This window comes from Roseateles terrae (assembly GCF_014192155.1).
Classification (GTDB): domain Bacteria; phylum Pseudomonadota; class Gammaproteobacteria; order Burkholderiales; family Burkholderiaceae_C; genus Roseateles; species Roseateles terrae.
On record NZ_JACHXO010000001.1, the window covers coordinates 722863 to 742667 of the forward strand.

Annotated in this window: 13 protein-coding genes; 5 read left to right on the plus strand and 8 right to left on the minus strand. The window is 64.2% G+C overall.

Annotated elements, in window-relative coordinates:
- Positions 1-62 precede the first annotated feature (62 nt).
- From FHS28_RS03005 to yicI, 8 genes are all read right to left on the minus strand, one after another.
- Complete coding sequence (locus FHS28_RS03005) at positions 63-1367, minus strand: porin (RefSeq protein ID WP_375140713.1); 1305 nt, start codon at positions 1365-1367, stop codon at positions 63-65.
- 322 nt (positions 1368-1689) lie between these two features.
- Positions 1690-2082, minus strand: coding sequence for a response regulator transcription factor (locus FHS28_RS03010; protein ID WP_088449152.1), 393 nt, complete (start codon positions 2080-2082; stop codon positions 1690-1692).
- 101 nt (positions 2083-2183) lie between these two features.
- Entirely contained in the window at positions 2184-3422 is a 1239-nt protein-coding gene (mmsB, locus tag FHS28_RS03015) for a multiple monosaccharide ABC transporter permease (protein ID WP_088449151.1), read from the minus strand.
- Positions 3415-4998: a multiple monosaccharide ABC transporter ATP-binding protein gene (gene mmsA / locus FHS28_RS03020; protein ID WP_088449150.1), complete on the minus strand. Its 1584-nt coding sequence runs from the start codon at positions 4996-4998 to the stop codon at positions 3415-3417. Before mmsA ends, mmsB begins: the two co-directional genes overlap by 8 nt.
- Positions 4999-5021: 23 nt before the next feature.
- Positions 5022-6113 carry a multiple monosaccharide ABC transporter substrate-binding protein gene (gene chvE / locus FHS28_RS03025; protein WP_088449149.1) on the minus strand — a complete coding sequence of 364 codons (1092 nt, stop codon included), beginning with the start codon at positions 6111-6113 and terminating at the stop codon, positions 5022-5024.
- A gap of 345 nt (positions 6114-6458) precedes the next feature.
- Positions 6459-7868 carry an MFS transporter gene (locus FHS28_RS03030; protein ID WP_088449148.1) on the minus strand — a complete coding sequence of 470 codons (1410 nt, stop codon included), beginning with the start codon at positions 7866-7868 and terminating at the stop codon, positions 6459-6461.
- Positions 7865-9970, minus strand: a complete 2106-nt coding sequence (locus FHS28_RS03035; RefSeq protein ID WP_221193687.1) for a glycoside hydrolase family 9 protein — start codon at positions 9968-9970, stop codon at positions 7865-7867. The genes FHS28_RS03030 and FHS28_RS03035 overlap by 4 nt, the downstream gene beginning before the upstream one ends.
- Positions 9971-10037: 67 nt before the next feature.
- Positions 10038-12308, minus strand: coding sequence for an alpha-xylosidase (yicI, locus tag FHS28_RS03040; protein ID WP_088449147.1), 2271 nt, complete (start codon positions 12306-12308; stop codon positions 10038-10040).
- A 306-nt stretch (positions 12309-12614) separates the two neighbouring features.
- Between yicI and FHS28_RS03045 the strand changes: the two genes are divergently transcribed.
- From FHS28_RS03045 to yjfF, 5 genes are all read left to right on the plus strand, one after another.
- Complete coding sequence (locus FHS28_RS03045) at positions 12615-14363, plus strand: IlvD/Edd family dehydratase (protein WP_088449146.1); 1749 nt, start codon at positions 12615-12617, stop codon at positions 14361-14363.
- A 363-nt stretch (positions 14364-14726) separates the two neighbouring features.
- Complete coding sequence (locus tag FHS28_RS03050) at positions 14727-15704, plus strand: ABC transporter substrate-binding protein (protein ID WP_088449145.1); 978 nt, start codon at positions 14727-14729, stop codon at positions 15702-15704.
- A gap of 13 nt (positions 15705-15717) precedes the next feature.
- Entirely contained in the window at positions 15718-17325 is a 1608-nt protein-coding gene (locus FHS28_RS03055; protein WP_088449144.1) for a sugar ABC transporter ATP-binding protein, read from the plus strand.
- Positions 17326-17455: 130 nt separating this feature from the next.
- Positions 17456-18457, plus strand: a complete 1002-nt coding sequence (locus tag FHS28_RS03060) for an ABC transporter permease (protein WP_246409595.1) — start codon at positions 17456-17458, stop codon at positions 18455-18457.
- 134 nt (positions 18458-18591) lie between these two features.
- Positions 18592-19518 carry a galactofuranose ABC transporter, permease protein YjfF gene (gene yjfF, locus FHS28_RS03065; protein WP_246409597.1) on the plus strand — a complete coding sequence of 309 codons (927 nt, stop codon included), beginning with the start codon at positions 18592-18594 and terminating at the stop codon, positions 19516-19518.
- Positions 19519-19805 lie beyond the last annotated feature (287 nt).

Genomic DNA, 19805 nt, shown 5'->3' on the forward strand with positions numbered 1-19805 from the left:
CGTCATCATGCAGAAACGACAAGGGCCGGCAGAGCCGGCCCTTCAATGTTGAAGCGTGTCTTTCAGAACGCGTGGCGGATGCCAACGCCATACAGGCGCGTGGTCGCATCCATCTGCGTCCCGGCGCCGGACAGCACCGGAATCTCCAGCGCGCCCAGCGGCAGCAGCATCGTGGTGGGGCCACCCGCCAGCGTGAGCGCCGGATTCAGCGGGCTGCGCACGATGTTGCCGCGCTTGTCTTCCACCTGCGCATACCGCAGATACACGGCGGTCCGCTTGGACAGGTTGTACTCCGCGCCAAAGGTGTACGCGAGGTTCTTGCCCTTGGTGAAGTTGTTGAACTTGTTGTCGCTGACTTGCGCAATCAGGTCGATGAAGCCAATCGACTGCTTCACCGCGCCACTGATCGAGGTGATGCGCGGATCCCCATCCCCCGATTCCTTGAACTGCCCCCGGTAGAAGTTGCCCGCCACTTCCGTGCCGGTGCTGTTGAAGCGGTATTTGGCACCCGCCATGTAACTGCTGAAGCTCTCGGCATTGAACAGCGGCACAAAACCCTGCGCAGTCGCCAGACCGAACGGCACCCCGAATCGGTTGTGGTGATAGCCCGCCACCAGCGTCAGATCGGACTGTGTGAAGGCGACCATCGCGCCCACGGTGCGCCCACGGCCGGAACTGTCTTCGGTGCCGGCAGTGGCGCCACCAATGATCTGGCCCGTATTGGCATTCGAGCTGGGCGACCGCGCCGCGCTCACCCGAGGGCCCACACCAGCATTGGGCGAGAAGGTCAGCTGCGCCAGCCACGGCCCCTGCGCCAGCGTGTAGCTGACCATGTTGTCCTGATAGACCTGGAGGTTGTTGACGGTGACGCCCGCCCCAAGGATGTCGGTGGAGCCAAGCCGCTCGACACTGTTGAAGTAGTAGGCCACCAGAAGCGGCGCCGCCTGGCGCCCGAGACGGAACTCACCCACCGGCGTGGTCAGCCCGACCCAGGCGACACGGCCAAAGAAACGGCCGTCATTGCTGATCGTGCCAGCGTCCGGTGTGAAACCGCCCTCCAGCTGGAATCTGGCCTGATACCCGCCGCCGAGGTCTTCATTGCCCTTGAAGCCCAGATAGGACTGCCTCGTCAGACTGGTGGACATGCGGCTGGTCGAGGTGGCCGGAGCCGCCACCGCATTGGGCACCGGACGGCCGCCCGCCACGCCGAAAAGCGTGCCCTGGACATTGCCCTCACTCTTCTTGATCTGATCCACCGCAATGTCGAAAGACCCATAGACGGTCAATCCGCCCTGCGCCTGCGCAGCGCCCTGAACACCCATGACGCCAAGGCCGGCGGCCGCTGCCAAAGCCCAGCCACTACGCACGGCTGCCGCTATGCGGCTCCGGCGGGCGACGGCAACAGAAGCGACGCCGCCATTGGGGGCCGCGGACGGGCACGCGGCCCGACAAATGATGGAGTGGGAATGCATGGGCACGATCATCGACCGGCGGCCACAGGCCCGCCGGTCATTGAATGGAGTGTCTGGAAGTATTCACGAATCTCCCAAGGACCGACACAAGCTGTTGGATTTCGGGGACATTCGTTTGACTTCGTGCGATTGCACTGGCAATCGGGCGAAAAGGAATCGATGTGTGCGATGGCAGCCCACCGCATGCGATTAAACGAACAAACGATATCCGTCCGTGTCAAGCGCCCTGCCCGCCTCGCTGCGCCTTGAGCGCATCCGCGGTCGACTGCAGATCGGCCACCAGCCGGTCCAGCCCGTGGGCCTTGTCATAGAAGGCATCCGCCCCATGACGGGCACAGAGCATTTCGTAGAAGTCCGGGTCGCGGTTGCTCAGCACAAAGAGCTTGCCGCCGAACCCGATCTGCCGCGCCCGCTCCAGCACCTTCATGCCGGAGCCTTCCGCCAGACCGATATCGACCAGCACCACATCGGGCATGGTGCTGCGGATGAGCGTCAGGGCTGATTCTTCATTGTCGGCCTGCCCGATGACGGACAGCCCCGACACATCGGCCAGCAGGCGGACCATCTGGCGGCGGATGATTTCCGAATCTTCAATGAGGACAAGCTTCATGCTGGACTGCGCAGTGCGTGAAGCCCTGAGTCTGCCCGCTTTCGGTGCGTCCGCGACTGAAGAATTTGTAAGACCGGGCCTCTCCCGAGACCCGGCCGTGATCACTTGCGCTTGTTGTACACGTCAATGAACACTGCGGCCAGCAAGACCAGACCCTTGATCACCTGCTGGTAATCGATGCCGATGCCCAGAATGGACATGCCGTTGTTCATGACGCCCATCACAAAGGCACCGATGACCGCGCCCATGATCTTGCCGACGCCGCCGGAGGCAGAGGCGCCGCCCACAAAGCAGGCCGCAATCACATCCAGCTCGAAGCCCAGCCCGGCCTTGGGCGAGGCCGTATTCAGACGCGCCGCAAACACCAGCCCGGCCAGCGCTGCCAGCGCACCCATGTTGACGAAGGTGAAGAACGCCACCCGCTCGGTACGCACCCCCGACAGCCGGGCGGCCTTTTCATTGCCGCCCACCGCATAGACCCGGCGGCCCAGTGTCGTGCGGCCGGCAATGAAGTCATAGGCCAGCGTCAGAACCACCATGACCACCATGACGGTGGGCAGCCCCTTGTAGGACGCCATCAGCCAGCTCATGGCCATCACGCCCACCACAATGACGGCCTGGCGCAGCAGGAAGATCGGACCGGGCTCCACTTCCATGCCATGGGTGAGACCGGCACTGCGATGCCGCCAGGCCACCACCACGGCGGACACCGACAGCAGCAGGCCCAGGCCCAGCGTCGTCGAACGCGGATCTTCCTGATTCAACAGCTCCGGCAGGAAGCCGGAGCTCAGCGCCTGGAAGGCATCGGGGAACGGACCCAGGGACTGGCCCTGCAGGACCGCCAGCGCCAGTCCTTTGAAGACCAGCATGCCGGCCAGGGTCACGATAAAGGACGGAATGCCCAGATAGGCGACGAACCAGCCCTGTGCCGCGCCAATCACGGCGCCGGCGAGCAGGCACACGACCGCGGCGGGAAAGGCCGGCCAGTTGTAATTGACCATCAGCACCGCCGCCAGCGCGCCGATGAAACCGCAGACCGAGCCCACCGAGAGGTCGATATGGCCCGCCACGATCACCAGCAGCATGCCCAGCGCCATGATGACGATGTAGCTGTTCTGAAGCACCAGATTGGTCAGGTTCAGCGGCTGCAGGAGCGTGCCATCCGTGAGGTACTGGAACAGCCCCATGATGGCCACCAGCGTGATCAGCATGCCGTAGTCACGCAGATGACGCTTGAGGAAATGGGCGATACCGCCCGAGGCGTTGCCGCGCGGCGCCGGCGGAGGCGCAGTGCGGGCGGAAGGAGCACCGTGAACCGGTGCCGTCAGTGGGTCATGCATGGCGTAACTCCCGGGCGCCGACGATGGCACCCATGATTCTTTCCTGTGAAGCGTCGGCGGCATCCAGTTCAGCCACCATGCGTCCTTCATTCATCACATACATCCGGTCGCACATGCCCAGCAGCTCCGGCATTTCCGAAGAGATCATCAGAATGCCGCAGCCGCTTTCCGCCAGCTGGGCGATCAGGCTGTAGATCTCGAACTTGGCACCGACGTCGATGCCGCGGGTGGGTTCATCCAGGATCAGCAGACGCGGCTTGGAGAACAGCCACTTGGCCAGCACCACCTTCTGCTGATTGCCGCCGGACAGGTGCACCGTCTGTTGCGTCACATCGCGGCAACGCGTGGCGAGTTGCTGGCGATAGTCCTGCGCCACCGAATGCTCGCGCGCCGCATCCAGCACTCCGGCACGCGAGACGCCGTCCAGATTGGCCAGGCTGGTGTTGCAGGCGATGGAGTCATTCAGCAGAAGCCCCAGCGATTTGCGGTCTTCGGTCACATATGCGAGCCCGGCGCGAATCGCCTTGGGTACGGTCGATACATCCACCGGCTGGCCATCCATCAGGGCGGTGCCTGAAATGCGCCGGCCATAGCTGCGGCCGAAGACGCTCATGGCCAGTTCAGTCCGGCCCGCGCCCATGAGTCCGGCAATGCCGACGATCTCTCCGCGCCGCACATTCAGGTTGATGCCCCGCACCACTTCCCGCCCGGCCTGCACCGGATGGAAGGCATGCCAGTCGCGCAGTTCAAAGAGCATCTCGCCGATCTTGGGCGTGCGGCGGGGATACCGATCCGCCAGATCCCGGCCCACCATCGCCTGGATGATGCGGTCCTCACTCACCGGCTCATGACGGCAGTCCATCGTGGTGATGGAGCGGCCGTCGCGCAGCACGGTGAGTCGGTCCGCCACCTTGGTGATCTCATTGAGCTTGTGGGAGATGAGGATGCAGGCAATGCCCTGCTCCCGCAGCTCCATCAGCCGGTCCAGCAAGGCTTCGCTGTCCGACTCATTCAGGCTGGCGGTGGGCTCATCCAGAATCAGCAGCCGCACGGATTTCGCCAAGGCCTTGGCGATTTCCACCAGCTGCTGCTGGCCGATGCCCAGGTCCGCCACCCGCGTGTCCGGCGATTCACGCAGGCCCACGCGGTCCAGCAGGTCCCGCGCACGGCGGTACATGGCCATGCGATCAATCACCCCGAAGCGCGATGGCTCGTGGTTCAGGAACAGGTTCTCCGCAATGGAGAGCTGGGGGACCAGCGCCAGTTCCTGGTGAATGATGATGATGCCCAGCGCTTCGCTGTCGACAATGCCACCGAAGTGGCGCTCCTCGCCTTCGAAGTGAATCTCGCCTTCATAGTCGGGGTGCGGGTAGACCCCGCTGACCACCTTCATGAGGGTTGATTTGCCGGCACCGTTTTCACCGACCAGGGCGTGAATCTCGCCGGGATGCACCTTCAGGTGCACCTGCTCCAGCGCGGTCACGCCATGGAACCGCTTGGTGATGCCGCGCAGCTCAAGCAGCGGCGCGGCCGCCTCCGGCGCACGCGCCGCAGGCACAGGGATCGCTTCAGCCATACTACCTCCGTGCGTCCGTGGAATCAGCGCACCTGGCTCTCTTTGTAGTAGCCGCCGTCCACCAGCACAGGCTTCCAGTTGGTCGCATCCACCGAGACCGGCTTCAGCAGGATGCTGGGCACCACCTTCACGCCGTTGTTGTAGGTCTTGGTGTCGTTCACCGCGGGCTGCTTGCCGCTCAGCATGTCGTCCACCAGACCCGCGGCGGCCGTGGCCAGCGCACGGGTGTCCTTGAAGACGGTGCTGGCCTGCTCACCCTTGATGATGGACTTCACCGACGGGATCTCCGCGTCCTGGCCAGACACCACCGGGCACGGCAGCGACTTGCTGCAATAACCCGCGCCCTTGAGCGACGACAGGATGCCAATGCTCATGCCGTCATACGGCGACAGCACCGCATGCAGGCGCTCCTTGCCGTAGAAGGCGCTGAGCAGGTTGTCCATGCGGGCCTGTGCGGCGGAAGCATCCCAGCGCAGCGTGCCGACCTTGGCCATGCCCATCTGCTTGCTGCGCACCACCAGCTTGCCGCTGTCAATGTAAGGCTTGAGCACCGACATCGCACCGTCATAGAAGAACGTGGCGTTGTTGTCGTCCGGCGAGCCGCCGAACAGCTCGATGTTGAACGGGCCCTTGCCTTGCGCCAGACCCAGCTTGTCAATCAGCGACTGGCCCTGCATCACGCCGACCTGGAAGTTGTCGAAGGTGACGTAGTAGTCGATGTTCTTGGTGCCCTTGATCAGGCGGTCATAACCCACCACCTTGATGTTGGCGGCGGCCGCCTTTTGCAGCACGCTGGAGAGTGCCGAACCGTCGATGGAGGCAATCACCAGCACCTTCACCTTCTTGGTGATCAGGTTCTCGATCTGCGCCAGCTGATTCGGAATGTCGTCTTCGGCGTATTGCAGGTCGGCCTTGTAGCCCTTGTCCTTGAACGCCTTGACCATGTTGTCGCCGTCCGCAATCCAGCGGGCGGAGCTCTTGGTCGGCATCGCGATACCGATCAGACCTTTGTCCTGGGCCAGCACCTGGGTGGCCGTCCCGGCCAGTCCGATGGCCGCCACCAACGAGGTGAGCAGGCCCAGGGCGCCGCGGCGCGGCAGCATTGCTTTTGTCATGTGGTCTCCGTTGTGTGCTTTTAAGAATCGATGCCCGTCGGACCTGTCCTCTCTCTCAACAACTCAGGACTGCCGAAGGTGGCACAGCATCGCATGAATGAAAACTGAATGCATCATGAACAACCCATGAATGCTTCAGCCTTGTGCGGGGCATGGCAAGCAGCGTGCCAACCGTGTTCATCGAGGTTCTGCCGTGTTTTTGCATCATCCGCCGATGCTGGAGGCCGCTCGATAAAGTTTCAGCGGCAGGTGATATCTGTTTGGGCATCACCTGCCGCGTTTTGGCCTGTCTGGGCGCTATGTCGTCATCCCGACGTGAATGCGCCCGCCGTATTGGTGTTCTCCCTAATGACCGCCGCCACCGCCGGTGTCAGACGAGCTGTCATCCTGCACCTTCACCGGAAACGGTGCAAACCAGGCCAGCACGATCGGCGGAATGGAGAACAGCAGGACCAGACCAAAGAAGGAGGCGTAGTGCTGCCCGACCGCCGCGTAGACCCAGCCACTCACGCTGCCGGTCGCCCATTTGGTCAATGCCATGACGCCGGTCGCCATGGCGTAATGGGTCATCTTGAAAGGCCCCGGCGCAATCTGCTGCATCATGTACAGCATGTGACCCACCGAGCCCATGCCAAAGCCGAATTTCTCCAGGGCCACCACGGCGCCAATCAACATCACGTTGTCGGGCATTGCGTGACTCAGGTAGTAATAAGTCAGGTGCGGCAGGTTGAGACAGATCGCCAGCAGCAGGAAGGTGCGCTTGAGCGTCATGCGGGCGACGATGAAGCCGCTCAGGAAGGCGCCAGCAATGAAGGCCACCGTCCCCACCGTGCCATAGATGTGACCCAGCGCGGCATTGTCGAGACCCAGACCGCCCACGTCCCGCGGGTCCAGCAGGAACAGCGGGCCGAATTTCTCGATGAAGCCTTCGCCGAATCGATAGAAGAAGACCACGGCCAGCATCATCCAGATCGACGGCTTCTGGAAGAAGGTGATCCACGATTCACGCAGGGACACCATGGCACTGCGCAAGTCCTGGCCCTGGATGGACGACGGCGCTCCGGTGGGCAGTACCCGCAAATGCCACAGCCCGAAGCCGCCCATCATCCCGGCCGCCCCCAGCATCACCGCCATCCAGCAATGCACCCAGGACCAGCCCAGGTCCTTGTGCAGCCAGCCGGTCAGCGACACCAGCAGCCCCGAGGCGACCACCGCGCCGAGGTTCCAGCACATGCCCTGCACCCCGGAGTACCGCGCCTGGTCGCGCAGCGGCATGGTGGTCATGAAGACGCCATCCGCGACGATGTCCTGCGTGGCCGAGGCAAACCCGGTGATCCAGAAGAATGCCAGCGAGGCGCGGAAGAAGCCGTCCAGTGGCAGGCTGAATGCGACGAGACCCAGGGAGGCCATCATCAGGAACTGCATGCTGATCACCCACCAGCGTTTGGTGCGATAGGGTTCCAGCAAAGGCGACCAGAGCGGCTTCAGCACCCAGGGCAGATACATCTGCGAGGTGTAGAGCGCAATGTCCTCATTCGAGATGCCCAGATTCTTGTAAAGGATCGCGGCCACCGCCCCCACCAGCACATTGGGCAGCCCCATCGCCAGGTAGAGCGACGGCACCCAGGTCAGCGGATGCAGTCCATTGCGGCGGCGGTCGCCCGCGGAGACGGCCGGGCCGTCCGACGACGGCTGGGCGCCGGAGAGGGACTGCGCCGAATGGGCAGTGCCAGGTGTGGAGAGGTCGGCGCTCATGGCGTGCCTTTCGAGGAAACCGCCGTGGCAGCGGAGGTCGGGAGGAGATGGGCTGCAGCGGTACGGGGGGCCGATGCGCCTGGGGACGTCGGGGGTGCCGACGTCCTGCCCAGCACATCCAGGGCGCCCGCCACATACACGAGCGGTGCATTCCAGTTGATGGCGATTTCATTGCTGGCGTAGCTGCACACATGGTCCAGCCACGACAGCGCCGTGAGGGTCGACGGGTACGGCACCGGGCAGTCCGCCTTGTCCTGCTGGCCGGGGTTCGCCCCGCCTACCAGGAAACCGGGCACCGGGTCGACGATGCCGTCCGCTTCCGAGGGACGATGGTGCGGATGCATCGGCGGCTTCAGGCCAAAACCGGTCACCTGCGACCGGCCGAGCGGATTGCGGCCCAGCACGTAGTCCAGGTCGGATTGCGCCGCCGCAAGCGCATCCCGGCGGAACGGATCGCGCGCGGCCGCCTGCACGGAGCGCGCCGTGCTGTCCACCAGCCGCGCCGCCTGAATCAGCATCAATGCCTGGTTGAGCACTTCGGAGTTGCTGCCCCATTTGAAATCCGACGTCTGCAGCGGCACGCGCCACGCCGATTGCTTCCAGCGCTGGATCAGCCCGGCGGCCAGGATGCGAACCCGCTGCTGCACGATGACCTGGTCCTGCGCCGACAGCCTGCTGCGATGCTGCGCCAGGGTCACCCAGGCCAGGCCGTCCACATCACTCCACGCGGGCACAGCGATGCCGACCTCGCCGGCCCCGCCCAGGCGCAGCGTCTCCAGGAAGCGCGCCTCGCCGGTCGTCGCCCACAGTTCTGCGGCGGCCCAGGCGAATTCATCGCTGAGCCGGGTGTCGTCATACGCGCCCGTCACCACATCGGCGGGCTGCTGATAGAGGACGTCCTTGTGCTGTTGGGCCCAGTCCCATGCAGCCAGCGCGGCGTCGCGCAGGCGCGCCGAACGCCCGGGTGACTGGGCGTCAAACGGTGCGAGGACGCGACTTGCCGCAGCCATCACCGCCGCGAAGTCCAGCGTCGCGGCGGTGGTCTTCTGCACGACGTAGCGGTCCGCTTTCGCCTGGTCCGGCATCACCATGCCATCGAAACGCAGATTGGTGAGCTTGTGATAGACCCCGCCATCGTCGGGATCCTGCATCGTTTGCATCCAGTCGAGATTCCACAGCGCTTCATTCAGCACATCCGGCAGGCCATTGCCGCTTTCCGGCAGGCCGACCTTCAGTGACTGGTAGAAGCCGGGGAAGTGCTCGTAGGCGGCCAGCAGCGTGAAGGTGGTGATACCGGAATTGACGATGTACTTGTTGTAATCGCCTGCGTCATACCAGCCTTTCGGGCTGCTGATGACGTCGCCCGTCTGGCGCTTGGGGCCGGCTGCGGAGGCGTGGATCAGCACCCGGGTATCCGGATGGCCTTCCGCGCGGGCATACACACCGCCCAGTGCCGGCGTGACGGCGGTGCTGGCGCGATTGAAGTAGAAGGCGCGAATCGCCGCTGCAGTGAGTGGCGTGTAGACACCGTCTGCAATGGTGAATGGCGTGGATTCAACCCACGGCGTCGCCTCCACTCGCAGCCGATAGGTGCCGGGACGGCGCAGTCCCGACAGATCCGCGAGCTTCACGGAATCGCCGGAGAGCGGCCAGGTGGCGGGCGCGCTGAGGCGCCCTTTCAAGGCGACACGGCCCCGACCATCAAGGACGGTGAACACGCGCGCCGGCCCGTCCGGCACCACCGCCCATTTGGCCGCACCAGTGGGGAAACCGACGCTGTTGATGTCGATCTGAACCGACCTCGCGCCCGGCACCGGCGCGTCTGCCGCCCACGCGCTGCCGGCAGTCGCAGCGGCGGCGACGGCACCCGCGGTCCAGATCGCCAACAGCGCCGTGCGGCCCATGCGGAAGCTGGACTTGCTGGCGGCATTGCCGCTGGCATGACTTTGATACTTGAACTGGCGGACGGCCGCGACCAACGCGCCCGCACGCCCCCACCGCGGGTGATGAATCACCGGCGGCCCTTCAGAACGATCGAGGGAACCTGCCCACATCGTGTTGTCTCCTGTGACGATGCCCTTCAGGGCATTCTTGTCATCCATGCCAGGACCGTTACCGGCCCCGGGGGTGGCCGGCGCGCCCAAAAGAACGCAGCCGGCCGGTAGGGTCTCAAGGGGTCCAGTCGAGTCGGTCTGCAGACGACTGCACCCCACTGCGCTTGCCATTCACTTCCACCTGCCACTGGGCCAGAGCACCTTCGGTGATCACGGTGCGATAACTGTCGCCTTCCCGCTCGATGTGGCCGCGTGCCGCCACCCCGCCGTCCAGCGTGGGCACCACAAAGCGCGCACGGTGGCCTTCGTCCAGCGCAAACACCCGCAACACGACGCCCTGGGCATAGTCGTAGTCCGGCTTTTCCGTTTCGGCGCCCCAGGGCAGCACGGTGTTCGGCGCCACATACAGCGGCAGACTCAGGAAGTCATGCTGCTCCCGCCGCCAACGCCCGCCCTCCACCACCTCGCCGCTCAGCAGATGCGTCCATCGCCCTGCGGGGAGATAGACGTCCACCTCTCCGCTGTCGGTGAATACCGGCGCCACCAGCAGGCTGTCGCCCAGGTGGTATTGCCGATCCAGCGTGGCACAGGCCGGATCGTCCGGATGCTGCAGGACGGCGCTGCGCATCATCGGCACGCCGGTGGCGCTGGACTCGGCCGCGCTCGCGTACAGATAGGGCATGAGCTGGTGCTTCAACCGGGTGAAGTGCCGCAGCACGTCACAGCTTTCCTCGTCGACCAGCCATGGCACCCGATACGAGCTGCTGCCGTGCAGACGGCTGTGAGAAGACAGCAGGCCGAACTGGATCCAGCGCTTGTAGACAGCCGGCGGCGGATTGCCTTCAAAGCCACCGATGTCGTGACTCCAATAGGCAAACCCGCAACTGCTGAGAGACAGCCCACCGCGCAGGCTCTCCGCCATCGATTCAAAGTTGGACCAGCAGTCACCGCCCCAATGCACCGGGAAGCGCTGGCCACTGGCATAGGTCGAGCGGGCAAACACCACGGCCTCGTCCTGCTTCACCTCCTGAAGCAGCTTGAAGACCACCTCGTTGTAGTGCAGCGCATAGAGGTTGTGCATCTCCACCGGGTCGGAACCGTCGAAGTAGCAGACGTCCTGGTCCGGGATGCGCTCGCCGAAGTCGGTCTTGAAGCAGTCCACCCCCATGGCCAGCAGCCGGCGCAGATGGCTTTGATACCAGGCCACTGCCGCCGGGTTGGTGAAGTCGACAATCGCCATGCCCGGCTGCCACAGGTCTGTCTGCCAGACTCGCCCATCGGGGCGCTTCAGGAAATAACCCTCTCGCTGGCCGATCTCGAACAGCGACGAACGCTGTGCCACGTAAGGATTGATCCAGAGACTGATCCGCAGCCCCTTGGCCTTCAGGCGGGCCAGCATGCCTTCCGGGTCGGGGAATCCGCGCCGGTCCCATTCGAAGTCGCACCACTGGAATTCACGCATCCAGAAGCAGTCGAAATGGAAGACCGACAGCGGCAGCTCGCGGCGCGCCATTTCGTCAATGAAATGCGTGGCGGTGGCTTCGTCGTATTGCGTGGTGAATGAGGTGGTCATCCACAGCCCAAAACTCCAGGCCGGTGGAAGCGGTGCGCGGCCGGTCAGCGCAGTCAGGCGCTTGACGACGTCCTTGGGCGTGGGCCCGGCCACCACGCAGTAATCCAGGCTTTCGCCCTCACGGCTGAACTGCACTCGGGACGTCTTCTCGGACGCCACCTCAAAGGACACCGGCCCCGCTTCATTGACCAGCACGCCATACCCGCGACTGCTCAGATAGAAGGGAACGCTCTTGTAAGCCTGCTCGCAGGCGGTGCCGCCGTCCTTGTTGGTGTTCTCCACCACCTGGCCGTTTTTCACCCACGGGGTGAATCGCTCGCCCAGCCCATAAACGTACTCGCCCACGCCCAGAGACAACTGCTCATGCATGTAGCTCGTCTTGGAAGCCGTCTGCAGATAACCCAGGGCGCGCCCGTCGCTGCGTGTCAGCACCCGGTCCCCTTCGCGGAAGACGAGGCCGTAGCCTTCGCCCTTTTTCACATCCACGGTGAGCGCGCCGGAGGTGATGCTGAGTTGCCGGTCGGTCTCGGTCACCTGCAAGGACTGGGCGGACGCCCCGGGCATGGGCACATGCAGCCGCTTCTCCTGCCCGGCGACGTAATGCACCGCACTGACCCGGATGACGCCGGGCGCCGGGGATTGCAAGGTCACCGTGAGGGTGGGACCCGTCAGCGTATCGCCACGATGCTTGATCGGCCGGGTGGTGACGAGCAGGACCACCTGGTCCGGCCTCACATCTACGGCATAGGTTTCAGTGGCGTAGTGGGCCACCACGCCTGGCTGCAGTAGCCACTGCCCGTCGGTGAACTTCATGCGTCTCCTGATCGTTGTGCCCGGTGGTTGTTTCGGTCGTTTCCATTTGTTTACCGCTAAATCACGGTAAGCGACACAAAGGGAATGGAAGAAGGCGGGCTTTTTGGGATGGCCGCGAGGATAGAGCAACGGCCGTCGCCCATCATCCCGGGACAACCCGCAGGCGCTGCTGCAGTCCGACCCGCGTCGGCGGATCCCATACCGATTTGAATATCGCACCCTGGAAAGAAGTGATTTGAGCAGCATTGCCGTCCGCCCTAGCATGCCCCCAACGGGGCTGGACCCCAGCGACCTGCAGAAGGACCCATGACAGAGGCTAAGAAAACCCGGAAGCTCCGTTCCGCCGAATGGTTCGGCACCCAGGACAAGAACGGCTTCATGTACCGGAGCTGGATGAAGAATCAAGGCATTCCGGATCACGAATTCGAAGGCAAGCCCATCATTGGCATCTGCAATACGTGGTCGGAACTCACGCCTTGCAATGCCCATTTCCGTAAGCTGGCTGAACATGTGAAGCGCGGAATTCTGGAGGCCGGCGGCTTCCCGGTGGAATTCCCGGTGTTCAGCAACGGGGAGTCCAACCTGCGCCCGACCGCAATGCTCACCCGCAATCTGGCGAGCATGGACGTCGAAGAATCGATCCGCGGCAATCCAATGGATGCGGTCGTGCTGCTGGTGGGTTGCGACAAGACCACCCCGGCCCTGTTGATGGGCGCCGCCAGCGTGGACCTGCCCACCATCGTCGTCACCGGCGGCCCGATGCTGAACGGCAAGCTGGGCGGCAAGAACATCGGCTCCGGCACGGCGGTGTGGCAATTGCATGAGCAGGTCAAGGCCGGTGAGATCTCGATGCACGACTTCATTGCCGCCGAGGCCGGGCACTCCCGCTCCGCCGGCACCTGCAACACCATGGGCACGGCCAGCACCATGGCCTGCATGGCCGAATCGCTGGGCACCTCCCTGCCCCACAATGCCGCCATTCCGGCGGTGGATGCGCGTCGTTATGTGTTGGCGCATCTGTCCGGCATGCGCATTGTGGAGATGGTCTGGGAAGACCTGAAGCTGTCCAAGATCCTGACCCGCGAAGCCTTTGAAAATGCCATTCGCACGAATGCGGCGATTGGGGGCTCGACCAATGCGGTGATCCACCTGAAGGCGATCGCCGGCCGCGTGGGCGTTCCACTGGAGCTGGAAGACTGGACACGCGTCGGCAAGGGCACCCCCACCCTGGTGGACCTGCTGCCCAGCGGCCGTTTCCTGATGGAAGAGTTCTATTACGCCGGAGGTCTGCCGGCCGTGCTCCGCCGCCTGGGCGAAGCGGACCTTCTGCCGCACAAGGACGCGCTGACGGTCAATGGCAAAACGCTGTGGCAGAACTGCCATGATGCGCCGATCTACGATGATGAAGTCGTACGGCCGATTGCCAAACCGTTGATTGCTGATGGCGGCATCTGCGTGCTGCGTGGCAACCTGGCGCCGCGCGGTGCGGTGCTGAAGCCTTCAGCGGCGACGCCTGCCCTGATGCAGCATCGCGGTCGCGCCGTCGTGTTCGAGGACTTCGACGACTACAAGGCCCGGATCATGGACCCGGCGCTGGAGGTCGACAAGGACTCGGTGCTGGTGATGAAGAACTGCGGTCCGCGCGGTTATCCGGGCATGGCGGAAGTGGGCAACATGGGCCTGCCACCCAAGCTGCTGGCCCAGGGCATCAAGGACATGGTCCGGATCAGCGATGCCCGGATGAGCGGCACCGCTTACGGCACCGTGGTGCTGCATGTGGCGCCGGAAGCCAAGGCGGGCGGGCCGCTGGCGGTGGTGCGGGAAGGCGACTGGATCGAGCTCGATTGCGCGAACAATCGACTGCACCTGGATATTCCGGAAGCGGAACTGCAATCACGGCTGGAAGCGTGGGCCGCGAATCAGCAACCCGACCCTGCCGACGCCAGCGGCTATCGCAAGCTGTATGTGCAGCATGTGTTGCAGGCGGATGAGGGCTGCGACTTCGACTTCCTGCGCGGGTGCCGCGGATCAGCGGTGCCGCGTCACTCGCACTGATACACACCGGAGCATCGCGTTTCCCGGGAACGGGCGCTGATGCAGATTGAATGGCAGCCTCCCGAGACCCTCAGCGGTCTCGGGAGGTTTTTTTCATCCAGCCGCCGACTGTCCGGTCCTGACTGTCCCCTCGACATGAGCACCCGTTAACCCCCACGTCGTCAGCCGTCCCATCCCGGAGGCGGACTCTCCCCGAGCAAAGGCCACTCCGCTTTGCGGGTTTCCCCCCGATACCGATCACAACATCATTGATGACCGAAATGTGATTGGTTGCACATGCTTGCAGTCCCTACGATGGCCCGACCTCACCCGCTGCCGGTGGTCCCGGCGCGCATATATCCATAGCAACGAGGAGACAAACGCATGAAGACTTTCCGTCGGCAATTGCTGGCCGTGGCCGCACTGGGCCTCACACTTGGCGCGACCGCCCTCACCCCGGCCCTGGCCGCGGACAAGCCACTGGTGCTGGGCTTCTCTCAGGTGGGCGCCGAAAGTGAATGGCGCACCGCCAACACCAACTCGATCAAGGACGCCGCCAAGCAGGCCGGCATCACCCTGAAGTTTGCCGACGCGCAGCAGAAGCAGGAAAACCAGGTCAAGGCCATTCGCAGCTTCATTGCGCAGAAGGTGGATGTGATCGCCTTCTCCCCGGTGGTGGAGACCGGCTGGGACACGGTGCTGCGTGAAGCCAAGGCCGCCAACATTCCCGTCATCCTGACGGACCGCGCAGTCAAGGTCAGCGACCCGTCGCTCTATGTCACCTTCATCGGCTCCGACTTCGTCGAAGAAGGCCGCAAGGCCGGCAAGTGGGCGGTGGAATGGGCCAAGAAAAATGCGCCCACCGGGGACGTGAACATCGTCGAGCTGCAGGGCACCGTCGGCTCTGCACCGGCCATCGACCGCAAGAAGGGTTTCGAAGAGGCCATCCAGGCCGATCCTCGCCTGAAGATCCTGCGCTCCCAGTCCGGCGACTTCACACGCGCCAAGGGCAAGGAAGTGATGGAAGCCTTCCTGAAGGCCAAGGACAAGAAGATCCAGCTGCTGTTTGCACACAATGACGACATGGCCATCGGCGCCATCCAGGCCATTGAAGAAGCAGGCATGAAGCCGGTGAAGGACATTGCCATCGTCTCCATCGATGGCGTGCGCGGCGCTTTTGAAGCGATGGTGGCCGGCAAGCTGAATGTCACCATCGAATGCAATCCGCTGCTCGGTCCGCAGCTCATGCAGCTGGCCAAGGATGTGAAAGCCGGCAAGCAGCTGCCCAAGCGCATCACCACCGAGGAAGGTGTCTTCACCGCCGACGTGGCTGCCCAGGAACTGCCCAAGCGCAAGTACTGACCGTCTGACTTGAATGCTGCCACCGGTGGGGGGTGCCTGGCGCCCGGACCGGCTGGCAGTCACTGCAGGAGAACCGGCTGTGCGGCACAACGGATCAGCGCCCGTGCTGGTGCTTGAAGGAATCAACAAGGGCTTCCCTGGGGTGCAGGCTCTCACCGGCGCTGGCCTGCGGCTGTTCGCCGGGGAGATTCATGCGCTGATGGGCCAGAACGGCGCCGGCAAGTCGACCCTGATCAAGGTGGTTACCGGCCTGTATGCGCCCGACAGCGGCAGCATGAGCCTGCATGGGGGCGCCATTGCCCCCCGCTCCACGGCGGAAGCGCAGGACCTGGGTATCAGCACCGTTTATCAGGAGGTCAATCTCTGCCCCAACCTCTCGGTGGCGGAAAACCTGTTCATCGGTCGCTACCCGAAACGCTTCGGCCAGATCGACTGGAAGCGCATGCGCGCCCGCTCTCGCGAGCTGCTCGCCGAGCTGGAACTGGACATCGACGTGTCCGCTCCGCTGGCCCGTTATTCGCTGGCGGTACAGCAGATGGTGGCCATTGCACGGGCGCTGAATATTTCGGCGCAGGTACTGATTCTGGATGAGCCCACCTCCAGCCTGGACGATGCGGCGGTCCAGCATCTGTTCCGTGTCATGCGACGACTGCGCAGCCAGGGCATGGCCATTCTGTTTGTGACCCATTTCCTCGACCAGGTCTATGCCGTCAGCGATCGCATCACGGTGATGCGCAATGGCCGCACCGAAGGCGAATACTGGGCGGCGGAACTGGGCCGACTGGAGCTGGTTCAGAAAATGGTGGGGCCCCACGCCGCCAACACGCAGGAAGCGGCCACCTGCGAAGCGCCGCAGGGCGAGCCGGTGCTGCGCACGCATGGTCTGGCCCGGCGGGGCAGCCTCCAGCCGATGGACCTGGACATTCGCAGCGGCGAGGTGATGGGCCTGTGCGGCCTGCTCGGCTCCGGCCGGACAGAGGCCGCCCGACTGCTGTTCGGTGCCGACGCCGCGGATGCCGGCCAGATCGAGATCAACGGTCGCCAGCAGCGCTTCAGCACACCGCGGCAGGCCATTGCCGCCGGCCTCGCCTTCTGTTCTGAAGACCGCAAGCTCGAAGGCGCCATCCTGGCATTGTCGGTGCGCGAAAACATCGTGCTGGCGCTGCAGGCTCGTCAAGGCTGGTGGCGAGCCATTCCACTGAAGCGCCAGCGCGCCATGGCGGAAGAGTATGTGCGCCGCCTCGGCATCAAGACGGCCGACATCAACACCCCCATCGGTCTGCTCTCCGGCGGCAATCAGCAGAAGGCCCTGTTGGCCCGCTGGCTGCTGACGCAACCGCGCCTGCTGATTCTGGACGAGCCGACGCGCGGCATTGACGTGCGGGCTAAAGAAGAGATCATGACCGAGGTGCGGCGCCTGTGTGCGGAAGGCTCGGAGCCGGACCGTCGCATGGCCGTGCTGTTCATTTCGTCTGAACTGCCCGAAGTGCTGCGCTGCAGCGACCGCCTGATGGTGCTGCGAGATCGCCGCGCCTGTGGGGTGTATGAACGCGGCCAGCTCAACGAGGACACCGTCCTGGAGGCCATTGCCGGCGATGGCGGAGAAACCCCCCGTGATTGAATCCCTGCCTTTGCCACCCAAGGATGCGGCTGTCGTGGCTGCGTCGGTGAGCGTACCCCCAAGCCCGGCGCGCGCCGATTCGGCCGCGCGTCAGCAGCCTCCCAGCAACTCAACGCTCTGGCAGGCATGGCTGACCCCATTGCGGGAGCATCCGCTGCTGCGTCCGGTCGTGGCACTGGCGCTGCTGCTGCTGGTGGACGTGATCTTCCTGCCCGGCTTCCTGCATCTGGAGATCAAGGACGGCCATCTGTATGGGCCGCTCATTGACATCCTGAACCGCGCAGCGCCGCTGATGCTGGCGTCCCTGGGCATGAGCCTGGTCATTGCCACCCGAGGGATTGATGTGTCCATTGGCGCGGTGGTGGCCATTGCCGCCACGGTGGCTGCGGTGCTGGTCAATGCCAAACAGCCCTTGCCGGTGGCCTATGCCGCCGCATTGGGGACCGCCCTGCTCTGCGGCGCCTGGAATGGGATCCTGGTGGCCGGTCTGAAACTGCAGCCGATCATTGCGACCCTGATCCTGATGGTGGCCGGCCGCGGTCTGGCGCAGCTGATGGCGGACGGGCAGATCATCACCGTTTACGAACCCTCGTTTTTTGTGCTGGGCAGCGGCTATCTGCTGGGTCTGCCGGTCTCCTTGTGGGTGGTGGTGGCCGTCGCGCTGATCACGACGACGCTGCTGAAAAAGACGGCGCTGGGGCTCTTCATTCAGGCGGTCGGCTTGAATCCCGTCGCCTCGCGGCTGGCCGGATTGCGTACGGTCACGCTGATCTTCGGCTGTTATGTGTTCGCCGCCATTTGTGCCGGCGCTGCGGGGCTGATGATTGCGTCCAACATCAAGAGCGCGGACGCCAACAACGCCGGTCTGCTGCTGGAGCTGGACGCCATCCTCGCCGTGACGCTGGGTGGCGCTTCCCTGGCGGGCGGCAAATACCATCTGGCCGGCAGTCTGGTGGGGGCGCTGATCATTCAGACGCTCACCACCACCATCTATTCGCTGGGCGTTCCGCCCGAAGTGAACATGGTGGTGAAGGCGCTGGTCGTCTTCCTGCTCTGCATTTTGCAATCCAATGAATGGCGCGCCATGCTGCGGCGTTGGACCCGCCGCTCACCGCCCGGAGGTCGCGCATGACGACATCGGTTCTGCCCCCCGCACAGGCTACGGCCGGCGCTGCGGGTGGTCCCTCCCCCCAGGCCGCCGGCGGCTATTCCGGGAGCCTGCGCGTGGTCCGGCGCTGGCTGCATCACCCCGCGTTCAGTGCGCAGATGACGGTGGTGCTGCTGGTGCTGCTGCTGGTCGCCGGTGGGGTGATGTATGACGGTTTCGCCGCGCCGCAGGTGATGCTGAACCTGCTGATCGACAACGCCTACCTGCTGGTGCTGGCGGTGGGCATGAGCCTGGTGATTCTCTCGGGCGGCATTGACCTGTCGGTGGGCGCAGTGCTGGCGCTGTCCACCACGGTGGCGGCCTGGCTGCTGCAGGAGGCGCACTGGTCGGCGGCAGTGGTGATGGCGACCGTGCTGGTCGGCGGTACGCTGTTTGGCGTGATGCAGGGGGCGCTGATCCACGTCTTCCGATTGCAGCCCTTCATCGTGACCCTGGCCGGGATGTTTTTGGCGCGGGGGCTGTGTTATCTCATCAGCGTCGATTCCATCACCATCAGCGACGAGACCTTTGTGATGATCTCGCAGACGCAGATTCACATTCCCGGTGGCTTTGTGTCGCCAGGGGCGGTGATTGCGGTGGTGCTGCTGGCGGTGGGCATCTGGGTGGCGCATCGCAGCGGCTTTGGCCGGGCGGTGTATGCGCTGGGCGGCAATGAGTCGTCGGCGTTGATGATGGGGTTGCCGGTGGGCCGGACCAAGCTGCTGGTCTACGGCTTCAGCGGGTTCTGCGCTTCGCTCGCGGGCCTGCTCTTCGGGTTTTACATGCTGTCCGGATATGGGCTGCATGCCCAAGGCGCAGAGCTGGATGCGATTGCGGCGGTGGTGATCGGCGGCACGATGCTCAGCGGTGGATATGGCTATGTGGCGGGCGCGCTCTCTGGCGTGCTGGTCCTGGGCACGATCCAGACGCTGATCGCGTTTGATGGCACGCTCAGTTCCTGGTGGACCAAGATCGTCATTGGCGGGCTGCTGTTTGTGTTTTGTGTGGTGCAGCGATTGCTGTCGAGGCCGATCGCCGGGGCTTGATCCGACGAGGCCATGGCCTGCCGGGCACTGTGTGAACCCTTCAGGGCCATGCGCGGTCCGGTCTTTGATTTTGTAAGCCGGTGCAACCGCGGCTGACCGGTGGGTCGGCGCCGGCGCCATTCTGACGCTGGGCGATACGGCTTCGGACGAGGGTCGGGTTTCGATTTTTGAGCAATAGGTCACGGCTGACCGGTCGCCCGCCCGCCTCCCCTGTGAAGGAGGAAGCCGCCCGTGAAGGCTCCGGAGGACACGCCTTGAAACGTGGCGTACACCGCCTTCGGGCATGA